Here is an 18491-nt window from a genome sequence, read left to right as displayed (position 1 = left end):
GGTATTGCTGGGATAAATCAGTTGAAGCGCACGTAATCGAAATCGACCGGCTGGCGGTTGATCCCCATCGCCGGCGGTGCAATCCAGTTCGCGAACTTGCCCGGCTCGACGACGCGCCCCATCAGCGATGCGACGTACGCGCGGTCTTCCGGCGTCGGCAGCCACGTGGCTTCGTTCGCCTTCCATTCGTTTTCGTTGATCACGCGGCCGTCAGGTGCGACGCGCACGCCGGCGAACGTGCCGATCTGACGATTGAACGCCTTATGCGGCACCGTCATGCGGAAATCGATGCCAGCCTTTTCGAGCACCTTGTTCCAGCGCCCAACGCCCGCCACCGAATCCTTGATGTAATCGTCGCGCAGCACTTCATTCATCGCGTTGAGCATCGGGACTTCGCGTTCGACCAGCTTGCCGTCCTGTACATCGAGCAGCTTGTAGTTCTGGCCGTTCAGCTGATGATCGTCGTCGCGCTTCGTTTCTTCATAACGGCCTTTCAGGCCCGAGCTATAGAACGTCGCGGCATTCGATGAATGATCCGCGCCGAACAGGTCGATCGTCACCGAGTAATGGAAGTTCAGGTACCGCTGGATCGTCTCCAGATCGATCACGCCGGCCGCGCGGAGTTTGTTGATGTCGTCGGTCTTGAGTTCGTTCATCACCTGCGCGGTGCGCTGGATGACGCGCGACACACCCGATTCGCCGACGAACATGTGATGCGCTTCTTCGGTCAGCATGAACTTCGTCGTGCGCGCAAGCGGATCGAAGCCCGACTCGGCCAGCGCCGACAGCTGGAATTTGCCGTCGCGGTCCGTGAAGTACGTGAACATGAAGAACGACAGCCAGTCCGGCGTACGTTCGTTGAACGCGCCGAGAATGCGCGGATTGTTGTCGTCACCGGAACGGCGATCGAGCAGCGCATCCGCTTCTTCACGGCCGTCGCGGCCGAAGTAGCGATGCAGCAGATAGACCATCGCCCACAGGTGACGGCCTTCCTCGACGTTCACCTGGAACAGGTTGCGCAGGTCGTACATCGAAGGCGCGGTCAACCCCAGGTGACGCTGCTGTTCAACCGATGCCGGTTCCGTATCGCCTTGCGTCACGATAATGCGGCGCAGGTTCGCGCGATGCTCGCCGGGCACGTCCTGCCATGCGGCTTCGCCCTTGTGTTCGCCGAAGTTGATCTTGCGATCGGCGTCGCCGGGTGTGAGGAAAATGCCCCAGCGATAGTCCGGCATCTTCACGTGATCGAAATGCGCCCAGCCGCCTGCATCGACGCTGACTGCCGTGCGCAGATAGACGTCGTAGCCATGCGAGCCTTCCGGACCCATGTCGCCCCACCATGACAGGAAGTTCGGCTGCCATTGTTCGAGCGCGCGTTGCAGCGTGCGGTCGTCGGCCAGATTGACGTTGTTCGGAATCTTTTCGCTGTAGTTGATCGTGGACATGTTCGTTTCCTTAAGGCTTGAGCGCGTACTTCGCGAGATCGTTGGGCGGGGACTGATTTCGTTCGATTGCGTCTTAAACGCGGTTCAAATCGAATTGCGCCTTGCTGCCCTTGCCGTACACCTTGAGAGCGCCCTTCTCGCCCACCGCGTTCGGCCGGTTGAAAATCCAGTTCTGCCAGGCGGAAAGCCGGCCGAAGATGCGCGTGTTCATCGTTTCCGGTCCGTTGAAGCGCAGATTCGCTTCGAGACCCGTCAGCGCATCGGGTGACATCGCGGCGCGTTCTTCGATCGCGATACGGATTTCGTCGGCCCAGTCGATGTCATCCGGCGAAGCGGTCACGAGGCCGAGGCGCTCGGCTTCGACCGGCTTCACCGCCTTGCCGATCTGCTCGCGTGCGGCCTGCATCGGTTCGGTTTCGTCATAGAAGCGGCGACCGAGGCGCGACTGGCCCGTGATCATCGGATACAGACCGAAGTTGACGTCGGACAGCGTGATCGCCGGTTCTTCGTCTTCATTGCTCGGGAGCGCGGCCATGTAGGTGCGATCGGTCGCGAAAGCCAGTTCGGCGAACGTGCCGGCAAAGCACGAACCCGGCTCGATCAACGCGAACAGCGAGCGCGACGACACGTCGATGCGTGCCAGCGTGCGGCGCAGCATGCCGATCGTTTCGCGGACAAACCAGTGGTCCTTGTGTTGCAGCAGCGTGGCGTCGGTGGCAAGCAGCGCGCGGGCGTCGCCTTCAGTCTTGAAGATCCACGTGCCGATTTCGAGTTCGTTGGTGCGCATCGAGAGAATCGCGTCGTCGAGTTCGCGTGCGAACTGCAGCGGCCACCAGTTCGCGCCAGCTGCCACGATTGCATCGATATCGGCGGGCTGGTTGCCGGATGGCGCTTTCGCCGTGAACGTCGCCGTACGTTTAGCGCGATCGATCGTGACGTCGACGGTCGCGTAGCCAAGACCATCTTCGCGATCCAGACGTTCGACGCGCGTCAGCGTCACGCCCTTCGCATCCGCCGGGCGGTCGCTTTGCGCAGCCAGTTCCAGCGCGCGCGCCTCTACCGTCTGCCTGAACACGTTCGGCTTGACCACTTCATCGACCAGACGCCATTGCTTCGCGCGCTCGCCGCGTACGCCTTCGACGATCGTGCAGAAGATATCGGCGCGGTCGTGGCGGACCTTGCGCTTGTCGGTGACACGCGTGAGACCACCGGTGCCGGGCAATACGCCGAGCAGCGGCACTTCAGGCAACGCGACGGACGACGAGCGATCGTCGACCAGGTAAATCTCATCACACGCGAGTGCCATTTCGTAGCCGCCGCCGGCGCACGCACCGTTCACTGCTGCGAGAAACTTGATGCCGGAATAGCGCGACGTATCTTCGAGACCGTTACGCGTTTCGTTGGTGAATTTGCAGAAGTTGACCTTCCAGGCATGCGATGACAAACCCAGCATGAAGATGTTCGCGCCGGAGCAGAACACGCGATCCTTCAGGCTCGTCACGACGACTGTGCGCACTTCCGGATGTTCGAAGCGCACGCGCTGGATGGCGTCGTGCAGTTCGATATCGACGCCGAGGTCATACGAATTGAGCTTGAGCTTGTAGCCCTCGCGAATGCCGCCGTCTTCGGCGATATCGATGCCGAGCGTGGCGACCGGACCATCGAATGTCAGCGACCAGTGCTTATAGCGCGACGGCTCCGTGCGGTAATCGACACGCGGACCCACCGGCAGCGCGGCGGAAGCCGGCCCCGAAGAACCGGCTGTCTGGCTGACCGGCGTGGCGCCTGATGCGGCTCCCTGCTCTACTGACCGAGCGACTGACATGGATGTCTCCTTCGTACATTGCGGGCTGGTTTAATGTACGATAATGCATCTTTTATGTCGAGTAAAGCACTTTAGTGCCTATTGCGGGTTTTCCCGGGCATGTCTCATCATGCACTTTTCCCCGCCCGGATCATCATTCGGAAGCGATGCGCGCCGCCAGCCGGTCCCGCAGCGAGAGATAGCACTCGGCCAACGGCTTGCCGCTGGTATCGAACGTCATGTCGGCGCGGCCGTAGAACTCGCCACGGCCTTCCAGAATGCGCTTCAGATCGTCCATCGCTTCCTTGTTGCCGGACATCGGCCGCAGGTCGCCCTGGGCGATGACGCGCCGCATGTGCTCCTCCGGCGTGGCCTGCAGCCAGACCGTGAAACAGTGCGCGAGGAGCGCATTCAACGTGGTCGGCTCCGACACCAGACCGCCCGGAGACGCAATCACCGCGCGAGGATGCTCCTGAATCACCGCTTCCAGCGCGCGGTGCTCGTAGCGCCTGTAAGCGCTCGCTCCGTATAGCGCGTGGATCTCGGCGGGCGGGCAGCCGGCCAGTTGTTCGATCACCCGATTCAGTTCGACGAAAGGCATCTTCAGCTCGTCGGCGAGCATCCGGCCGAGCGTCGATTTGCCGGCGCCGCGCAGGCCGATCAGCGCGATCCGGTTGCGGCGGTTCGGGTCTTGCGGCGCGGTCGCAAGCATTTCCTCGAGCGCGACGCGGGCGCGCTTCAGCGTGTCGTGGTCACGGCCATAGAGCAGTTCGCGGATGCGCAGCCAGTCGGCCGACGAGGTCGTTTCGTCGCCGACAATCTCGGCCAGCGTGCAGTTTAGTGCCTTCGTGAGCTGACGAAGAAACAGCACCGACGCATTACCCACACCCGATTCGAGATTCGCAAGATAGCGCTCGGACACGTCCGCTTCCTTCGCCAGCGCTTTACGCGTCAGGCCGCGGCGAGCGCGCAGCACCCGCACGCGCTCGCCCATTCCGACCAGAAAGGGATCGCGGACCTCGCGCGATTCATCGGGTGCAGCGTCTGGCTCAGCGGGCTCGACCGGCTGCGCGGCGGCGGTTTGTTTCATGTTGATGCATCCTTTGGGCAGGCTTTGATGAATTATAGTGCTTGACATGCAGTTTGTCGCACGCTAAGTTTAATGCACATTTCAAGACTGCCAGGCACCTGCGGCTCGCTCGCGCCACGGCATCGATCCGCGCTCAACGCGCGGTGGAGACACGCATGTCCCCCGATACTTTCCGAACGCTGATTGGCCGCGTAACTGAACGGATCGAAGCCCGCGCGCTCGATCAGGATCTCGCCGACTGGCTGAATGCCGAATACTCCGCCAGCAGCACGGCATATGCCGAACTCGCCGCCGCGTGCCGCGCCGGCGTCAAGGAAGGCTGGCTGTGCGACCGCGAGGCCGGCGGCATCCGCTACGGACGCATCTTCAAGGCGCTGCCGGAAACACATGGCTTTTCGGTCGACGTCGTCAGCATGACTGACATTGCCGGGCCGCATCACGTGCATCCGAATGGTGAAATCGATTTGATCATCCCGCTCACCGAGGGCGCGACGTTCGACGGTCATCCGGCTGGCTGGTGCGTCTACGGGCCCGGCACCGCTCACCGGCCGACAGTCGCAAACGGTAGCGCGCTCGTTCTCTATCTGTTGCCTGAAGGCGCAATCCAGTTCACGAAACAGGAAGCCGCGGCTTGACGCTCGCCGCGCTACGTATTCCCGACCGCCGCAACGCTGCATCGCATCAATTCACGCCGCGCTATCCGCGGCAGTTGAAGGTCACGTTGCGAACCGGTTCACCGACGTCTCAAGAAGGGCATCTCATGACCGAACTGCTAGAAAACTTTATCGCCGGCAAGTGGGTTGCCGGCGGCGGCAAAGGCACACTGCTCACGGATCCGGTGACGGGCGAAGCGCTGGTGCGCGTCTCCAGTCAAGGTCTCGACCTGTCCGAAGCATTCGGTTACGCCCGCTCAAAAGGCGGCGCCGCGCTGCGCGGCCTGACCTACGCGGCGCGCGCCGCCCTGCTCGCGGAAGTCGCGAAAGTGCTGCAGGCGAATCGCGACGACTATTACGCAATCGCGCTCGCCAACTCCGGCACGACGAAGAACGATTCGGCGGTCGATATTGACGGCGGTATTTTCACGCTGTCGTACTACGCGAAACTCGGCGCGACGCTCGGCGAAGTGCACGCGCTGCGCGACGGCGCCACGGTGAGTCTCAGCAAGGACAAATCCTTCACCACGCAACACGTGCTGACGCCGACGCGCGGCGTCGCGCTTTTCATCAACGCGTTCAATTTTCCGTCGTGGGGATTGTGGGAAAAGGCGGCACCCGCGCTGCTCTCCGGCGTGCCGGTGATCATCAAGCCCGCGACGGCTACTGCGTGGCTCACGCAACGCATGGTTGCGGATGTCGTGAAGGCGGGCATTCTGCCCGAGGGCGCGCTGTCGGTGATCTGCGGAAGCTCGGCAGGTCTGCTCGACCAGATCGGCGCGTTCGATGTCGTCTCGTTCACCGGCTCTGCTGAAACCGCCGCGAAGCTGCGCGCGCATCCGGCGTTTATCGAGCATGGCGCGCGCCTGAATGTCGAAGCCGACAGCCTGAACAGCGCGATCCTCGCCGCCGATGCAGCGCCGGGCACCGAGGCGTTCGATCTCTTCATCAAGGAAGTCGTACGCGAAATGACGGTGAAGTCCGGCCAGAAATGTACGGCGATCCGTCGCGCGTTCGTGCCGAAGCAGCATCTCGCCGCAGCCACCGATGCGCTCGTCGCCAGGCTCGCAAAGATCACCGTCGGCAATCCGCGCAACGAAGCAGTGCGGATGGGCGCGCTCGTCAACCGCGAGCAGTACGACAACGTGCGCGCCGGCATCGCGGCGTTGCGCGAAGAAGCGCGCGTCGCGTTCGATGGCTCGAAGGTCGAACTCGTCGATGCCGATCCGTCTGTCGCTGCGTGCGTCGCGCCGCACCTGCTGGTCGTCGACGATGCGGACAAGGCCACGCGCATCCACGATATCGAAGTGTTTGGTCCAGTAGCGACGCTATGCGCTTACGAAGTTGCAACTTCGGGCAGCGCGACGCTCGAAGAAGCGCACGCGATAGCGCTGGCCAGACGCGGACATGGTTCGCTCGTCGCGTCGGTGTATTCGAACGATGAAGCGCGTCTTGCGCGAATCGCGCTGGAACTTGCCGATACGCATGGCCGCGTCCACGCAATTTCGCCGGCGGTGGCGCAGAGCCAGACCGGACACGGTAACGTCATGCCGATGTCGTTGCACGGCGGCCCGGGCCGGGCAGGCGGCGGAGAAGAACTTGGCGGCGTGCGCGCGCTGAATTTCTATCATCGCCGCGCGGCTATCCAGGCGCCGTTGGCGACGAACGATGCCGTTCAGCAGGCGACCGGCAGTTTCCCTGACTGAACTGAACCTGGCTAAAACCGGGCTGCAGCCGGATCCGCTGCAGAACGCTGAAACAACACGCAACACCCTATCCGCCAGTAACCGGCAAAAGAACGCATGACGGCCGCTCCCGCCCAGCCGGACAGGCGTCGCCCACGTCAGGAGACACGCATGGAAGCCCTTGTTGAGCCGGCCGCTGCAAACGGTCAACCCGCCGTCGACGCACCGCCGTTCCACTTCAATTTCGCGACGCACCTTTTCGCGCTAAACGAGGCACGCGCGTCGAAAGCCGTGTATATCGACGACACCGGCGTCACGACCTACGGCGAACTCGAAACGCAGGCACGCCGTTTCGCGAGCGCGCTGACGAAGCTCGGCATTCACGCCGAAGAACGCATCCTGCTCGTGATGCACGACACGACCGATCTGCCCGTCGCGTTTCTCGGCGCCCTGTATGCGGGCGTCGTGCCGGTCATCGCCAATACGCTTCTGACGCCGGCTGACTACACGTACATGCTCGATCACAGCCGCGCACGCGCCGTCATCGCGACAGGCGCACTGCTGCCGACGATCGCAGAGGCGCTCGCCGATACCTCGAACGAAGGCTGCGTGCTCGTGGTCTCGCAACCGCAGAACGACGATCTGCCTGGAGGACACGTGTTCCGCCGCATGATCGAAGAGGCCACGCCACGCGCCGCGCCGTACGCGAGCAACGCCGACGACATCGCCTTCTGGCTGTACTCGTCCGGCTCGACGGGCAAGCCGAAAGGCACTGTCCACACGCACGCGAACCTGTACTGGACAGCCGAGCTTTATGGCAAACGCGTGCTCGGCATCCGCGAAGACGACGTCGTTTATTCAGCGGCGAAGCTGTTCTTTGCGTACGGTCTCGGCAACGCGCTGACGTTTCCACTCTCGGTTGGCGCGACCGCGATCCTGATGGCCGCGCGCCCGACGCCCGAGGCCGTCTTCGCACAACTCACGCGCTACAAGCCGACGATCTTCTACGGCGTGCCGACGCTCTACGCGGGCATGCTGTCGTCACCCGATCTGCCGGCGCGCGCGGACGTGCGGCTGCGAGTCTGCACATCCGCGGGCGAAGCGTTGCCGCGCGAGACCGGCGAGCATTTCACGGAACGGTTCGGCTGCGAGATTCTCGACGGCATCGGTTCGACCGAGATGCTGCATATCTTCCTGTCGAACCGCGCAGGTCATGTCGCGTACGGCACGACGGGCACCGCAGTGCCGGGCTATGAGATCGAACTGCGCGACGAAAGCGGGCATCTGGTTCCCGATGGCGAAATCGGTGACCTCTACATCAAGGGGCCGAGCGCCGCGCTGATGTACTGGTGCAATCGCGAGAAGTCGCGCGCGACGTTTCGTGGCGACTGGCTGAAAAGTGGCGACAAATACCGTCGACTGCCGGATGGCAACTACACGTATGCGGGCCGCAGCGACGACATGCTGAAAGTTAGCGGACAATACGTGTCGCCGATCGAGGTCGAGATGGTGCTCATGCAGCACGACGATGTGCTCGAAGCGGCCGTTGTTGGCGTGACGCGCGACGGGCTGACGAAGATCCGCGCGTTCGTCGTGCTGAAGCATGCTGCGCCCGCTACCGATGCGTTCGCTGCCGAACTGAAGGCGTTCGTCAAGGCACGGCTCGCGCCCCACAAATATCCGCGCGAAATCCTGTTCGTCGAAGATCTGCCAAAGACGGCGACAGGCAAGATCCAGCGTTTCAAGCTGCGTGACGTGCCTTGATTTACATGGAGCCTGACGGGCTCACAATACGCGATGAAAAGCTGCCCAACTCTTTTGTGACCTGTCCAATGGATCGCCTGACCATCCACTCGCCTGCTTCGATCGCTTTCACGGAGCTGCCTGCCACTGCCGGGCGCGGCGCGCTGCGTCTGGAGTACCAGTGGCTGAACCCGGCGCGCACCGACGCGCCGCTTGCCGTGTTTCTGCACGAAGGGCTCGGTTCGATCGCGATGTGGAAAGACTGGCCGCAGTCGTTGTGTGATGCGCTGGGCTTTCGGGGTCTCGTCTATTCGCGTCCGGGCTATGGGCGCTCGACGCCGCGCGAACACAGCGTGAAGTGGCCCGTCGATTTCATGCATCGGCAGGCGCATGACGTGTTGCCCGCTCTGCTCGACGCATTAAAGATCGACCATGCCGAACGCGCCCGTATGTGGCTCGTCGGTCATAGCGACGGCGGTTCGATCGCGCTGCTCTATGCAGCAGCGTTTCCGGAAGCGCTCGGCGGCGCTGTTGTCGTCGCGCCGCATGTGATCGTCGAACAGAAGTCCGTCGATGCAATCGCTGAAGCAACGGTCGCTTACGAAACAACCGACTTCAAGAGCAAGCTCGCGCGTTATCACGAGGATGTCGACTCCGCGTTCTACGGCTGGAACGATATCTGGCTCAACGCGGATTTTCGGCGCTGGGATATCACCGGCGTTCTGCCCTCGATTACGTGTCCGCTGCTGGCCGCTCAAGGTTATGACGACGAGTACGGCACGATGGCGCAGATCGACCTGATCGGGCAGCACGTCGCCCATGCGCAGCTCGCGAAGCTCGACGGTTGCGGGCATTCTCCGCATCGTCAGGCGCCGGCATTGCTGAACGGCCAGATCGCAGATTTCGTGAAAAGTCAGTGAGCCCCGCTTTGCGGTGAGCTTTTTCGGGAGGTGAGTGCGGCGCCATCTTGCGCTCACCTTTGTCACCCGGCCTTTCTGGCCCCGGATATCTCCGTCCCGCCGCGTCTGACACCCGCCGGTGCTTCCCGTGCTCAGTGCATACGAATATCCCGAATGATCAGTCATCGTATAACTTAACGCTGACGGTCGCCCCGCCACATTACACGTCGAAATTCGGGTTAACGCGGCTACCAAGGCAGGTCGGTTGGCGCATATCCTGTGTCTTGATGTACGACAACCGATAACACAGCGCATTGCGCGATATGCCGGTTCATCGCCCGCGCGTTACCCTGAACACCCAGCCGAAGGACAAGCCATGACTGCATCCTCGCCGTATCAGCCCTTGCCCAATGGATTCCGTCAGGCCGTACGCAACCGCGAGAAGATGATCGGTTGCTGGTCGTCGCTGGCGAGCCCGATCGTCACGGAAATGCTCGGTGTGATCGGCTTCGACTGGCTCCTGCTCGACGCCGAACACGCGCCGAACGACGTCACCACCCTCATTCCGCAGTTGATGGCGCTGAAGGACAGTCGCAGCGCGCCCGTTGTCCGGCCGCCGGCGAATGAGAACGTCGTCATCAAGCGTCTGCTCGACATCGGCTTTTACAACTTCCTGATTCCGTTCGTCGACAGCGCAGCCGACGCCGGGCGCGCCGTCGCCTCGACGCGCTATCCGCCGCACGGCGTACGCGGCGTGTCGGTCGGTCATCGCGCGAATCGTTACGGCACGGTCGCCAATTACTTCGATATTGCGAACCAGAACATCTGCGTGATCGTGCAGATCGAAAGCCGCGCAGCCGTCGAGGCAATCGACGAGATCGTCGCTGTTGAAGGCGTCGACGCGGTGTTCGTCGGCCCATCGGATCTCGCGGCCGCGTACGGACATCTCGGCAACGCGAATCATCCGGACGTGCAGCAGGCCATCGAACGGATCTTCGCGAGCGCCCGTGCAGGCGGCAAGGCGAGCGGCATTCTCGCGCCCGTGCAGGCGGACGCAGAGCGCTATATCGCGATGGGTTGCCAGGTGGTTGCTGTGTGCGCCGATCTCGGCTTGCTGCGCAATGCAGCGCAAGCCGTGCACAAGCATTTCATACCCGCCTGAGCCGGATACGGCGACAAGCCAAACCACAGACATAGAACGGAGGATCACATGCAATCAACAGGCTTCATCGGACTCGGCATCATGGGCAAGCCCATGGCCGCGAATCTCCTCAAGAACAACGTGTCGCTCGCGGCCTTCACGCGCAGCGGCGTGCCGGACGAGCTGAAGCAGGCCGGCGCCGTCGCATGCGACAGCCCCGCCGGCGTCGCGGCGAAAGCCGACGTCATCTTCATCATGGTGCCGGATACACCCGACGTCGAGCGCGTGCTGTTCGGCGAGAACGGCCTCGCGGGCGCACTGCGTGCGGGCCACACGGTCGTCGACATGAGTTCGATCTCGCCGATGGCCACGCGCGAATTCGCCGCGCGCGTCCGCGAAAGCGGCGCGGAGTATCTCGATGCGCCGGTGTCAGGCGGCGAAGTCGGCGCGAAGGCCGGATCGCTGACGATCATGGTCGGCGGCAAGCAGGCCACGTTCGACAGCGTCAAGCCGCTCTTCGACATGATGGGCAAGAACGTCACGCTGATCGGCGAAGTCGGCGCGGGACAGGTATGCAAGGTGGCCAACCAGGTGATCGTTGCAGCAACGATCGAAGCGGTTGGCGAGGCGTTGCTGCTAGCTTCGAAGGCGGGTGTCGATCCGGCGCGTGTGCGCGAAGCGTTGATGGGCGGGTTCGCGTCGTCGCGGATTCTCGAAGTGCATGGCGAACGGATGACGAAGCGCAGCTTCGATCCAGGCTTTCGCATCGAGCTGCATCAGAAGGATCTGAACCTCGCGCTTTCTACCGCGCAGACGCTCGGCGTGTCGCTGCCCAACACGGCCACGTGTCAGGCGCTGTTCAACGCGTGCGTCGCGCACGGCGGCAAGGCATGGGATCACTCGGCGATGGTACGCGCACTCGAAGTGCTCGCGAATCACGAGATCGGTCAGCCTGTTAAGGCGTAAAGAGGCTGCGCCAGTAGCGCAGTGAGCATGGAGCCGAATACGATCGATCCCACTCATGTGGCATCGATCGCATTCGGCTCCCGAAAACACTCACCGTTGTGCAGGACGTCCATTTCTGGCGGGAAACGGGTTCCTCGTCGAATTACCGCCCTGTCATTTCCTCGACCGCCCGAATCGCCTTCGCGACGCCTTCGCCGTAAGCCGGGTCGGCCTTCGTGCAGTGTTCGATATGCAGTGCCTGGATCGGCTTCGACACGCCTGCAATCGCGCGCGCCGTGTTGTCGAACAGCGCCTGCTGCTGCGCCGGCGACATCAGACGGAACAGCGCGCCGGGCTGTGAGAAATAGTCTTCGTCGACGCGATGATTCCAGTGATCTGCTGAGCCTTCCAGCGTGAGTGGCGGCTCGCGGAAGTCGGGCTGCTCGATCCATTCGCCGCGCGAGTTCGGGTTGTACGACGTCGCGCCACCCGCATTGCCATCGACGCGCATCGGTCCGTCGCGGTGATAGCTGTGCACGGGACACTTCGCCGCATTCACCGGAATCTGGTTGTGATTCACGCCGAGGCGATAGCGCTGCGTATCGCCGTACGAGAACAGACGGCCCTGCAACATCTTGTCCGGCGAAAAGCTGATGCCCGGCACGACGTTAGCCGGATTGAACGCCGACTGTTCGACATCGGCGAAATGGTTCTCCGGGTTGCGGTTCAGTTCCACATAGCCGACTTCGATCAGCGGATAGTCCTTCTTCGGCCAGACCTTCGTCAGATCGAACGGGTTGATCGGATACGTGGCCGCGTCCTTCTCCGGCATGATCTGCACGAGCAATGTCCAGCGCGGAAACGCTTTACGCTCGATGCTTTCGTACAGGTCACGATGCGAGCTTTCACGATCCTTGCCGACCAGCGCTTCCGCTTCGGCGTCGGTCAGGTTCTGGATGCCCTGTTCCGTGCGGAAATGGAACTTGACCCAGTGACGCTCGTTCGAGGCGTTGATAAAGCTGAACGTGTGGCTGCCGAACCCATGCATGAAACGGAACGACTTCGGTATCCCGCGATCGCTCATCACGATCGTCACCTGGTGCAGTGCTTCGGGCAGATGTGTCCAGAAATCCCAGTTGCTTTCCGCGCTGCGCAGGCCGGTGCGCGGATCGCGCTTCACGGCGTGGTTCAGGTCGGGAAAGTTCAGCGGATCGCGCATGAAGAACACCGGCGTGTTGTTGCCGACCATGTCCCAGTTGCCTTCTTCCGTATAGAACTTGAACGCGAAGCCGCGGATGTCGCGCTCGGCGTCGGCTGCGCCGCGCTCGCCGGCGACCGTCGAGAAGCGGGCGAACATCGGCGTCGTCTTGCCGATGTCAGAGAAGATTTTCGCGCGCGTGTATTTCGTGATGTCGTGTGTCACCGTGAAGGTGCCGAACGCGCCCGAGCCCTTCGCGTGCATGCGGCGCTCGGGAATCACTTCGCGATCGAAGTGCGCGAGCTTTTCAAGGAACCACACGTCCTGCAACAGCGCGGGCCCGCGCGGGCCGGCCGTCTGGATGTTGTTGTTGTCGACAACGGGTGCACCAAAAGCTGTGGTGAGCTTGTTCATGTCGTGTCCTGCCCGGTGGGGAGATGGGCGCCAGCGGCGCCCGGTTCATGCGAACGCTGACGCGCTGATCATCGCGCTGACGTTGACTGGCACGCGTCGACCGCGATTTCTAGGACGATACACCGCATCGCCGCGGCGTATCGCCATGCCGCTGATCGCGCACTGGCCGGAACTGCGCGCGACGCCCTGAATCCAGACCTGGTCGCCATAGTGGCAAGTCGTGGAGCGCCAGCACAGCACGACCGCAGTCGCGGAAAGGCGTTCCAGCACCGTAATCACCGGCGGCACCGTTTCGCGGCACGCCGTCTGGTCGCACCGGGATGCACGCGTGCGGTGGCGTGCGTCTGCCCGACGTGTGTGGCGGTCGGACGCGTCGTCATCTACCGGCGCCGAAGACAGCGCGCCGAGCAGCGAAAGCGTCTGCGACCAGGGGTCGCGCGTCCGTGCGCCGGCTGGCAGCGGGCGGCAATGGCTGGTATGCGCGCGGGCGTCATGTTGGGACGGGAAATCCTGTACGTTCATCGGTCACCTCATGCGGGGGTGGCGGGCCAGACCTGCCGCGAAATGCGCGCTGCATGGGCAGCGACGGCGGCATGGGCGGCGACGGCAGTTGCAGGCGCAACGCCACCACGCGTCTGGCTAGTTCTGGAAACGACAAAAAGGGAACCACGCGAGAAGGCTTCCCGCCGCTCGTGCGCAGGAAGCCATGGATTGATCGTAGTCGCCCTCGTGTTCTGAATGGGATTAATTGTTGTGAATCTTTTGCGACCGGCCTTAACGAACGCACGTTCGCGAAGCGGCGGCCGGCTGGGTCGAACAGCCGATGCATCACGTCGGTGCATGCCTGAAACATCGGCCCGGCAAGGGTCGGCGGCCCATCGGCTCCCGAATACCCTCACCCATGTCGATGGGCTTTCGGTCAGACGTTTTTGCGCATTTTTGCCAGCGGTGTCAAAATAGAGGCATCACAGATTGAGTACCGGGGCACAGCATGGCGGGCGTTCGACAATTCGATGAAGACAGTGCCTTTGCGCAGGCGCTGGAAGTGTTCTGGCGCAAGGGATTCCGCGCGACGTCCATGCTGGACCTGGCCGAGGCCACCGGCGTGCAGCGCGGCTCGCTCTACAACGCGTACGGCGACAAGGAAGAGATTTTCGTGCGGGTATTCGAGCGCTACGCCGAACGCTTTATCGCCAGCGCGCGCCAGGCACTGAAAAAGCCAGACGTGCGCGATGCACTGACGGCTTTCTTCACCTTTGCGATCGGCTCGATCATGCAGGGCACGCCTGCGCGCGGCTGTCTGTCGACCAAAACCGCGAGTGAAATCGATCCCGATTCACCGCGTCTGCGCGAGGCGCTCCAGAACATGCTCGACGAACTGGAGGCGGCGTTGCTCAGCGTACTCGACACGCCCGAAGCGAGAACGCGACTCGCGATTCCGGCGGCGCAGGCGGCGAAACTCGTCGTCACGATGACGCGCGGCATCGCCGTCATGGAGCGCGTGTACGGCGATACGAAAGCGCTCAAACAGACGGCGTCCGCGCTCATCGACGCACTGGTGCCGAAGGTCTGACGAAAACGGGACGCCGTGCGTCTGTCAGCAGGCCGAGCCGGGCCTTTGTTAGATCGCGACTTCCGGCGGCGCCTGACGGAACAGACGCGTGATCCAGCACAGATAGACCAGTCCGGCCGCGAACCAGATTGCGCCGAGCACGAGCGCGGTCTTTTCAAGGCTGGCGAGCAGCCAGATGTCCGCGATCGCGCCGATCAGCGGGAACACCAGTCCGCCGATCACGCCCATCTTCCTGTCGCCATGATTACCAGACAGATAGAGGCGCACCACGCACAGATTGACCGCCGTGAAGGCGAGGAACGCACCGAAGTTGATGAAGGACGTCGACGTCGCCACGTCGAGCTTCAGCGCGATCAGGCCGACGATGCCCGCAATCGCGATGTTGATCGCCGGCGTCTTGAACTTCGGATGAATGAACCCGAAGATCCGCTTCGGCAGAATCTCGTCGCGACCCATTGCATACAGCAAACGCCCGACGCTCGCCTGTGCCGAGATGCCCGACGCGAACTGCGCAAGGATCAGGCCGGCAAGGAACACCGTCACGAAGATATCGCCGCCAATCATTTTGGCGACTTCGAAGGCGGCTGAATCGACGTCCTTGAATTCGACGCCCGGATGCGCGAGCTGCGTCGTGTACGCGGCCAGCACGAAGATGGCGCCGCCGATCAGCGCGATCAACAGGATGGCGCGCGGCATGTTCTTTTTCGGGTCGATGGTTTCTTCGGTGAGCGTCGACACCGCGTCGAAACCGAGGTACGAATAAGCGGCGATTGCGGCGCCGGCCATCGTCGCGGAAAGCGGCACGTGCGGCTTGAAGAACGGCTCAGCCATCGCGATGCCGCCGGGGCCTGCCGCAGCAGAAGCGTAGTGCCAGCAGAGCGCGACGAACAATGCAACGATCGCGAGCTGCACCACCATCAGCACGATATTGAAGCGCGCAGCGAGTTCAATGCCGACGATATTCAGCGCGCTGGTCGACACGATGAACGCGACGATCCAGATCCACGTCGGCACGTGTGGGAACGCCGAGTTCAGATACGCCGCGCCGATCAGCCAGATGACCATCGGCAGGAAGAAATAGTCGAGTAGCGTCGCCCAGCCAATCATGAAACCAAGGTGCGCGTTGAAGGTCTTGCGTGTGTACGTGTAGGCCGAACCCGCAACCGGATACAGGCGCGCGAGCTTGCCGTAACTCAGGGCCGTGAACGCGATTGCGATGAGCGCGAGGACGTAAGCGAGTGCGGCGGTGTCGTCGCTGGCCTTGGCGAGCACGCCGTAGGTGCCGTACACAATCAAGGGCGCCATGTAGGCGAGACCGAACAGCAAGACCGATGGCAGGCCGAGTGTTCGTTTCAGGTGCGGCTGCGATGCTATGGACGACTCTTGCATGATATCTCCAGGACTTTCGACAGGCGTAGTCGGACGCGTGCGAAGCGCGAGCCTCGCACGATGGATGTGCAACAGAACTGCGGAATTCAGTCGATACGGCGGCGGCGCTCTTCGATGACAAGCGCGCGGGAGCCGTCTGTGTTCTCGACGCTTGCGAGACCCAGCGGTACGCGCGCGTCGTGCAGATAGCGATAGTGCTCGCGACTTGCTTCGAGCCGTGTCATGTCGATCCGGCCCTTCAGTAGCGTCTCGTCTGCACCGGCCGCTACGACGATGTCGCCGAACGGATCGACCAGCGCGGATTCGCCGGGAAACGTCAGGTTTTCGTCGCCGTCGCCGCAGCGGTTCACCATCACCGCGAACATCTGGTTCTCCATCGCGCGGGCAGTGATCGCGCGCCGATGGACCGGGCCGAACGGGTCCATGTTGCCGTTCGTGACGATGAGCATGTCGGCGTCGAGCGCGGCGACGGCCCGCGCGGTTTCGGGAAACTCGATGTCGTAGCAGATCAGGAGGCCAACGGTCACGCCGTTCCACACGCAGGTCTCGAAGCGGTCGCCAGGGCTGAACACGCCGACGTCCGACGCCCACAGATGCGTCTTACGATAACGCAGCGCGATCTCGCCCTGTTGATCGATGAGCACGGTCGTGTTGTAAAACCGCGCGCCGACGCGTTCAGCAAAGCCCACCGCAACGGATACACGTGCGCGACGCGCTGCGTCGCGCACGGTGCCGAGCGCGGGACCGTCGATGGCCTGCGCAACATCGGCAACGTTTTCCCGGTTCGGGAAACCGGACAGCGTCGCTTCCGGAAAGACGACCAGCTGTGTGCCGCCGTCTACGTCAGCGCGTCCGATTGTCTCGATCACCTTGCGCAGATTGTTGTCGATGTCGCCGTCCACCAGCGAAAGTTGCGCGAGCTCCACCTGCATTGCACCGTCTCCTTTCAATTGCATTGCAATAGCCCTATGTCGGGCCATCGCTTCGTCCAGGGCATTATCGGGGTATTATTTTTGTCCACAAATTACCCACGTGAGTTACCCCACTGGAGGACGGCATGGAGTTCGAATGGCGTGATCTCGCCTTTCATCGGGAGATTGGTTCAGCCATCGACGCTCTCGACAGCCCGCATTTCTGGGCCCGTCTTACGCGCGTGCTGGAGCGGCATGTCGCCTTCGACAGCTGGGTCGCGTTGCGCTTCGCGCGTGATGCGCCGCCATTCGTGTGCGCCGAGCAGGCCGCGCCCGACGGCAAGATCGATCTGATGTTCCAGGACTATCTCGCGGCGCTTTATCAGCTCGATCCGTTCTATCTCGCCGCGTTCGAAGTGCATGCATCGGGGTTCTATACGCTCGCCGACGTCGCGCCCGATAACTTCAGGATGACCGAGTACTACAACCGGTACTTCAGGAAGAACATCATCGGCGATGAAGTGCATTTCAACGTTGTGATCGACAGCAATCACACGATGGGATTTTCGCTGGGCAACAAGCGCCGGTACGAGGAGCGCGAAATCGTGTTGCTGTCGCTGTTCGCGCCGTGGGTGCTGGCGCTGATGCAGCAGCGTCTGCGATACGAGGATTTCGGCACGACGCAGGACGTCTCGCCGGCTTTAGGGAATATCCAGCTCGACGTGCCTGCACGACTCGGCCTGCTGACGGAGAAAAGTCGACGCGGCGCGTTGACCAACCGCGAGAACGAAGTGGCGATGCTGTCGCTGAGCGGATTTTCGTCGCGCGCGATCGCGGACAAGCTCGCGATTTCCTTCGAGACCGTGCGTGCCCATAAGAAGCACATCTATGCAAAGCTCGGCGTTGGCTCGCAGTCGGAATTGTTTGCGATGTTCTATGAGCCTGGGCGTGTCGAGGGTGAGTGATTACCCTTTTTGCGACCTCGACCTCGATCAGCATACCAGGCGCTACCGCTTTAACGCGTGAATTCGCGGTGTCATCTCCTGGATATCCTCACCATCCTGGAAACGCTCACCTTAAGGCATCTGCTCACACCTCCTGGATTTGCTCACCTTTGGCGACATCTCCTGGAATTCCTCACCATTCCGGAATCGTGCAAACGCCAACTTTGAAGGACGCGCACCGGGCGTCGCTGTTTTCCCTTAAAGGAATGGCGAAATGTTCGCCATCGCGCGCGTCACGTAGGTCTCCTTCTCCCCCACCGGGGCGACATAGTGAATCGCGCTGCGCGCAGCCTCGATGCCTTCCAGACGCGCGATGAACCAGGCCGCCAGATACGGCGACGACAGGCACCCGCCTGCGGTCGCGACGTTTCGCCTGGCCACGAACGGCTGGTTGAGCACAGCTACGCCGGATTCTTCGACCCACGGCCTGGTGGTCAGGTCCGTGCAGGCCGGAACGCCGTCCAGCAGGCCCAGCCTGGCGAGTATCAGCGTGCCCGAGCATTGCGCGCCCAGCAACTGGCGCGTCGGGTCAAGCCTTAGCTGCGACATCAACGCGGCATCGGCGACAACGTCCCGGGTGTGTATCCCACTGCCGAC

The 18491-nt window shown here is 62.4% G+C and carries 14 protein-coding genes and 2 pseudogenes; 8 read left to right on the top strand and 8 right to left on the bottom strand.

Annotation, left to right across the window (positions count from 1 at the left end):
• Window positions 1-17 precede the first annotated feature (17 nt).
• The 3 genes from boxB to P3T21_RS00070 all read right to left on the bottom strand — a co-directional run bounded on the left by boxB (window position 18) and on the right by P3T21_RS00070 (window position 4339).
• On the bottom strand, window positions 18-1445 hold the full coding sequence (gene boxB, locus P3T21_RS00080; protein ID WP_429253899.1) for a benzoyl-CoA 2,3-epoxidase subunit BoxB: 1428 nt from the start codon (window positions 1443-1445) through the stop codon (window positions 18-20).
• 73 nt (window positions 1446-1518) lie between these two features.
• Window positions 1519-3270 carry a 2,3-epoxybenzoyl-CoA dihydrolase gene (gene boxC / locus P3T21_RS00075; protein ID WP_429253898.1) on the bottom strand — a complete coding sequence of 584 codons (1752 nt, stop codon included), beginning with the start codon at window positions 3268-3270 and terminating at the stop codon, window positions 1519-1521.
• A 133-nt stretch (window positions 3271-3403) separates the two neighbouring features.
• Window positions 3404-4339 carry a helix-turn-helix transcriptional regulator gene (locus P3T21_RS00070; protein ID WP_429253897.1) on the bottom strand — a complete coding sequence of 312 codons (936 nt, stop codon included), beginning with the start codon at window positions 4337-4339 and terminating at the stop codon, window positions 3404-3406.
• Between the two features lie 155 nt (window positions 4340-4494).
• Between P3T21_RS00070 and P3T21_RS00065 the strand changes: the two genes are divergently transcribed.
• The 6 genes and pseudogenes from P3T21_RS00065 to P3T21_RS00040 all read left to right on the top strand — a co-directional run.
• Window positions 4495-4974 carry a DUF4863 family protein gene (locus tag P3T21_RS00065; RefSeq protein ID WP_429253896.1) on the top strand — a complete coding sequence of 160 codons (480 nt, stop codon included), beginning with the start codon at window positions 4495-4497 and terminating at the stop codon, window positions 4972-4974.
• Between the two features lie 125 nt (window positions 4975-5099).
• A complete protein-coding gene (locus P3T21_RS00060; RefSeq protein ID WP_429253895.1) occupies window positions 5100-6698 on the top strand; it encodes a 3,4-dehydroadipyl-CoA semialdehyde dehydrogenase in 1599 nt (532 codons plus the stop codon).
• A 150-nt stretch (window positions 6699-6848) separates the two neighbouring features.
• The gene (locus P3T21_RS00055) at window positions 6849-8441 is read left to right on the top strand and encodes a benzoate-CoA ligase family protein (RefSeq protein ID WP_429253894.1); all 1593 of its coding nucleotides are present in this window, start codon (window positions 6849-6851) and stop codon (window positions 8439-8441) included.
• 68 nt (window positions 8442-8509) lie between these two features.
• Complete coding sequence (locus P3T21_RS00050) at window positions 8510-9340, top strand: alpha/beta fold hydrolase (RefSeq protein ID WP_429253893.1); 831 nt, start codon at window positions 8510-8512, stop codon at window positions 9338-9340.
• Window positions 9341-9695: 355 nt separating this feature from the next.
• Window positions 9696-10481 carry a 2-dehydro-3-deoxyglucarate aldolase gene (gene garL, locus P3T21_RS00045; RefSeq protein ID WP_429253892.1) on the top strand — a complete coding sequence of 262 codons (786 nt, stop codon included), beginning with the start codon at window positions 9696-9698 and terminating at the stop codon, window positions 10479-10481.
• Window positions 10482-10511: 30 nt separating this feature from the next.
• Window positions 10512-11426 (top strand): annotated as a pseudogene (locus tag P3T21_RS00040) (2-hydroxy-3-oxopropionate reductase); the annotation flags it as partial.
• Window positions 11427-11568: 142 nt separating this feature from the next.
• Here the strand turns inward: P3T21_RS00040 and P3T21_RS00035 are convergent.
• Window positions 11569-13017 (bottom strand): catalase, encoded by a 1449-nt coding sequence (locus tag P3T21_RS00035; protein WP_429253891.1) that lies wholly within the window; start codon window positions 13015-13017, stop codon window positions 11569-11571.
• Window positions 13018-13062: 45 nt separating this feature from the next.
• Complete coding sequence (locus P3T21_RS00030) at window positions 13063-13539, bottom strand: DUF3331 domain-containing protein (RefSeq protein WP_429253890.1); 477 nt, start codon at window positions 13537-13539, stop codon at window positions 13063-13065.
• A gap of 469 nt (window positions 13540-14008) precedes the next feature.
• Between P3T21_RS00030 and P3T21_RS00025 the strand changes: the two genes are divergently transcribed.
• Window positions 14009-14590, top strand: a complete 582-nt coding sequence (locus P3T21_RS00025; protein ID WP_429253889.1) for a TetR/AcrR family transcriptional regulator — start codon at window positions 14009-14011, stop codon at window positions 14588-14590.
• Between the two features lie 48 nt (window positions 14591-14638).
• Here P3T21_RS00025 and P3T21_RS00020 read toward each other — a convergent pair whose 3' ends face one another.
• Both P3T21_RS00020 and P3T21_RS00015 read right to left on the bottom strand, forming a co-directional pair.
• Window positions 14639-15979: an APC family permease gene (locus P3T21_RS00020; protein WP_429253888.1), complete on the bottom strand. Its 1341-nt coding sequence runs from the start codon at window positions 15977-15979 to the stop codon at window positions 14639-14641.
• An 86-nt stretch (window positions 15980-16065) separates the two neighbouring features.
• A complete protein-coding gene (locus P3T21_RS00015; RefSeq protein WP_429253887.1) occupies window positions 16066-16911 on the bottom strand; it encodes a carbon-nitrogen hydrolase family protein in 846 nt (281 codons plus the stop codon).
• Between the two features lie 125 nt (window positions 16912-17036).
• On the opposite strand from P3T21_RS00015, the gene P3T21_RS00010 reads away from it, so the two are divergent.
• Window positions 17037-17855, top strand: a complete 819-nt coding sequence (locus P3T21_RS00010) for a response regulator transcription factor (RefSeq protein WP_429253886.1) — start codon at window positions 17037-17039, stop codon at window positions 17853-17855.
• 237 nt (window positions 17856-18092) lie between these two features.
• Here P3T21_RS00010 and P3T21_RS00005 read toward each other — a convergent pair.
• A pseudogene (locus P3T21_RS00005) lies at window positions 18093-18491 on the bottom strand (AraC family transcriptional regulator); the annotation flags it as partial.

It is taken from the genome of Paraburkholderia sp. GAS334, assembly GCF_050436625.1.
In the GTDB taxonomy this organism is placed as follows: Bacteria; Pseudomonadota; Gammaproteobacteria; order Burkholderiales; family Burkholderiaceae; genus Paraburkholderia.
The sequence above is the reverse complement of the archived record's forward strand: the minus strand, read 5'-3'. Positions and strand labels throughout refer to the sequence as shown.

Excerpts from the sequence above, each read along its gene's own strand:
- P3T21_RS00065 (WP_429253896.1), top strand. The coding sequence starts at position 4,495 with ATGTCCCCCGATACTTTCCGAACGCTGATTGGCCGCGTAACTGAACGG.
- P3T21_RS00025 (WP_429253889.1), top strand. The coding sequence starts at position 14,009 with ATGGCGGGCGTTCGACAATTCGATGAAGACAGTGCCTTTGCGCAGGCG.
- boxC (WP_429253898.1), bottom strand. The coding sequence starts at position 3,270 with ATGTCAGTCGCTCGGTCAGTAGAGCAGGGAGCCGCATCAGGCGCCACG.
- P3T21_RS00020 (WP_429253888.1), bottom strand. The coding sequence starts at position 15,979 with ATGCAAGAGTCGTCCATAGCATCGCAGCCGCACCTGAAACGAACACTC.
- P3T21_RS00015 (WP_429253887.1), bottom strand. The coding sequence starts at position 16,911 with ATGCAGGTGGAGCTCGCGCAACTTTCGCTGGTGGACGGCGACATCGAC.
- P3T21_RS00055 (WP_429253894.1), top strand. The coding sequence starts at position 6,849 with ATGGAAGCCCTTGTTGAGCCGGCCGCTGCAAACGGTCAACCCGCCGTC.
- P3T21_RS00050 (WP_429253893.1), top strand. The coding sequence starts at position 8,510 with ATGGATCGCCTGACCATCCACTCGCCTGCTTCGATCGCTTTCACGGAG.
- garL (WP_429253892.1), top strand. The coding sequence starts at position 9,696 with ATGACTGCATCCTCGCCGTATCAGCCCTTGCCCAATGGATTCCGTCAG.
- boxB (WP_429253899.1), bottom strand. The coding sequence starts at position 1,445 with ATGTCCACGATCAACTACAGCGAAAAGATTCCGAACAACGTCAATCTG.
- P3T21_RS00010 (WP_429253886.1), top strand. The coding sequence starts at position 17,037 with ATGGAGTTCGAATGGCGTGATCTCGCCTTTCATCGGGAGATTGGTTCA.
- P3T21_RS00030 (WP_429253890.1), bottom strand. The coding sequence starts at position 13,539 with ATGAACGTACAGGATTTCCCGTCCCAACATGACGCCCGCGCGCATACC.
- P3T21_RS00060 (WP_429253895.1), top strand. The coding sequence starts at position 5,100 with ATGACCGAACTGCTAGAAAACTTTATCGCCGGCAAGTGGGTTGCCGGC.
- P3T21_RS00035 (WP_429253891.1), bottom strand. The coding sequence starts at position 13,017 with ATGAACAAGCTCACCACAGCTTTTGGTGCACCCGTTGTCGACAACAAC.
- P3T21_RS00070 (WP_429253897.1), bottom strand. The coding sequence starts at position 4,339 with ATGAAACAAACCGCCGCCGCGCAGCCGGTCGAGCCCGCTGAGCCAGAC.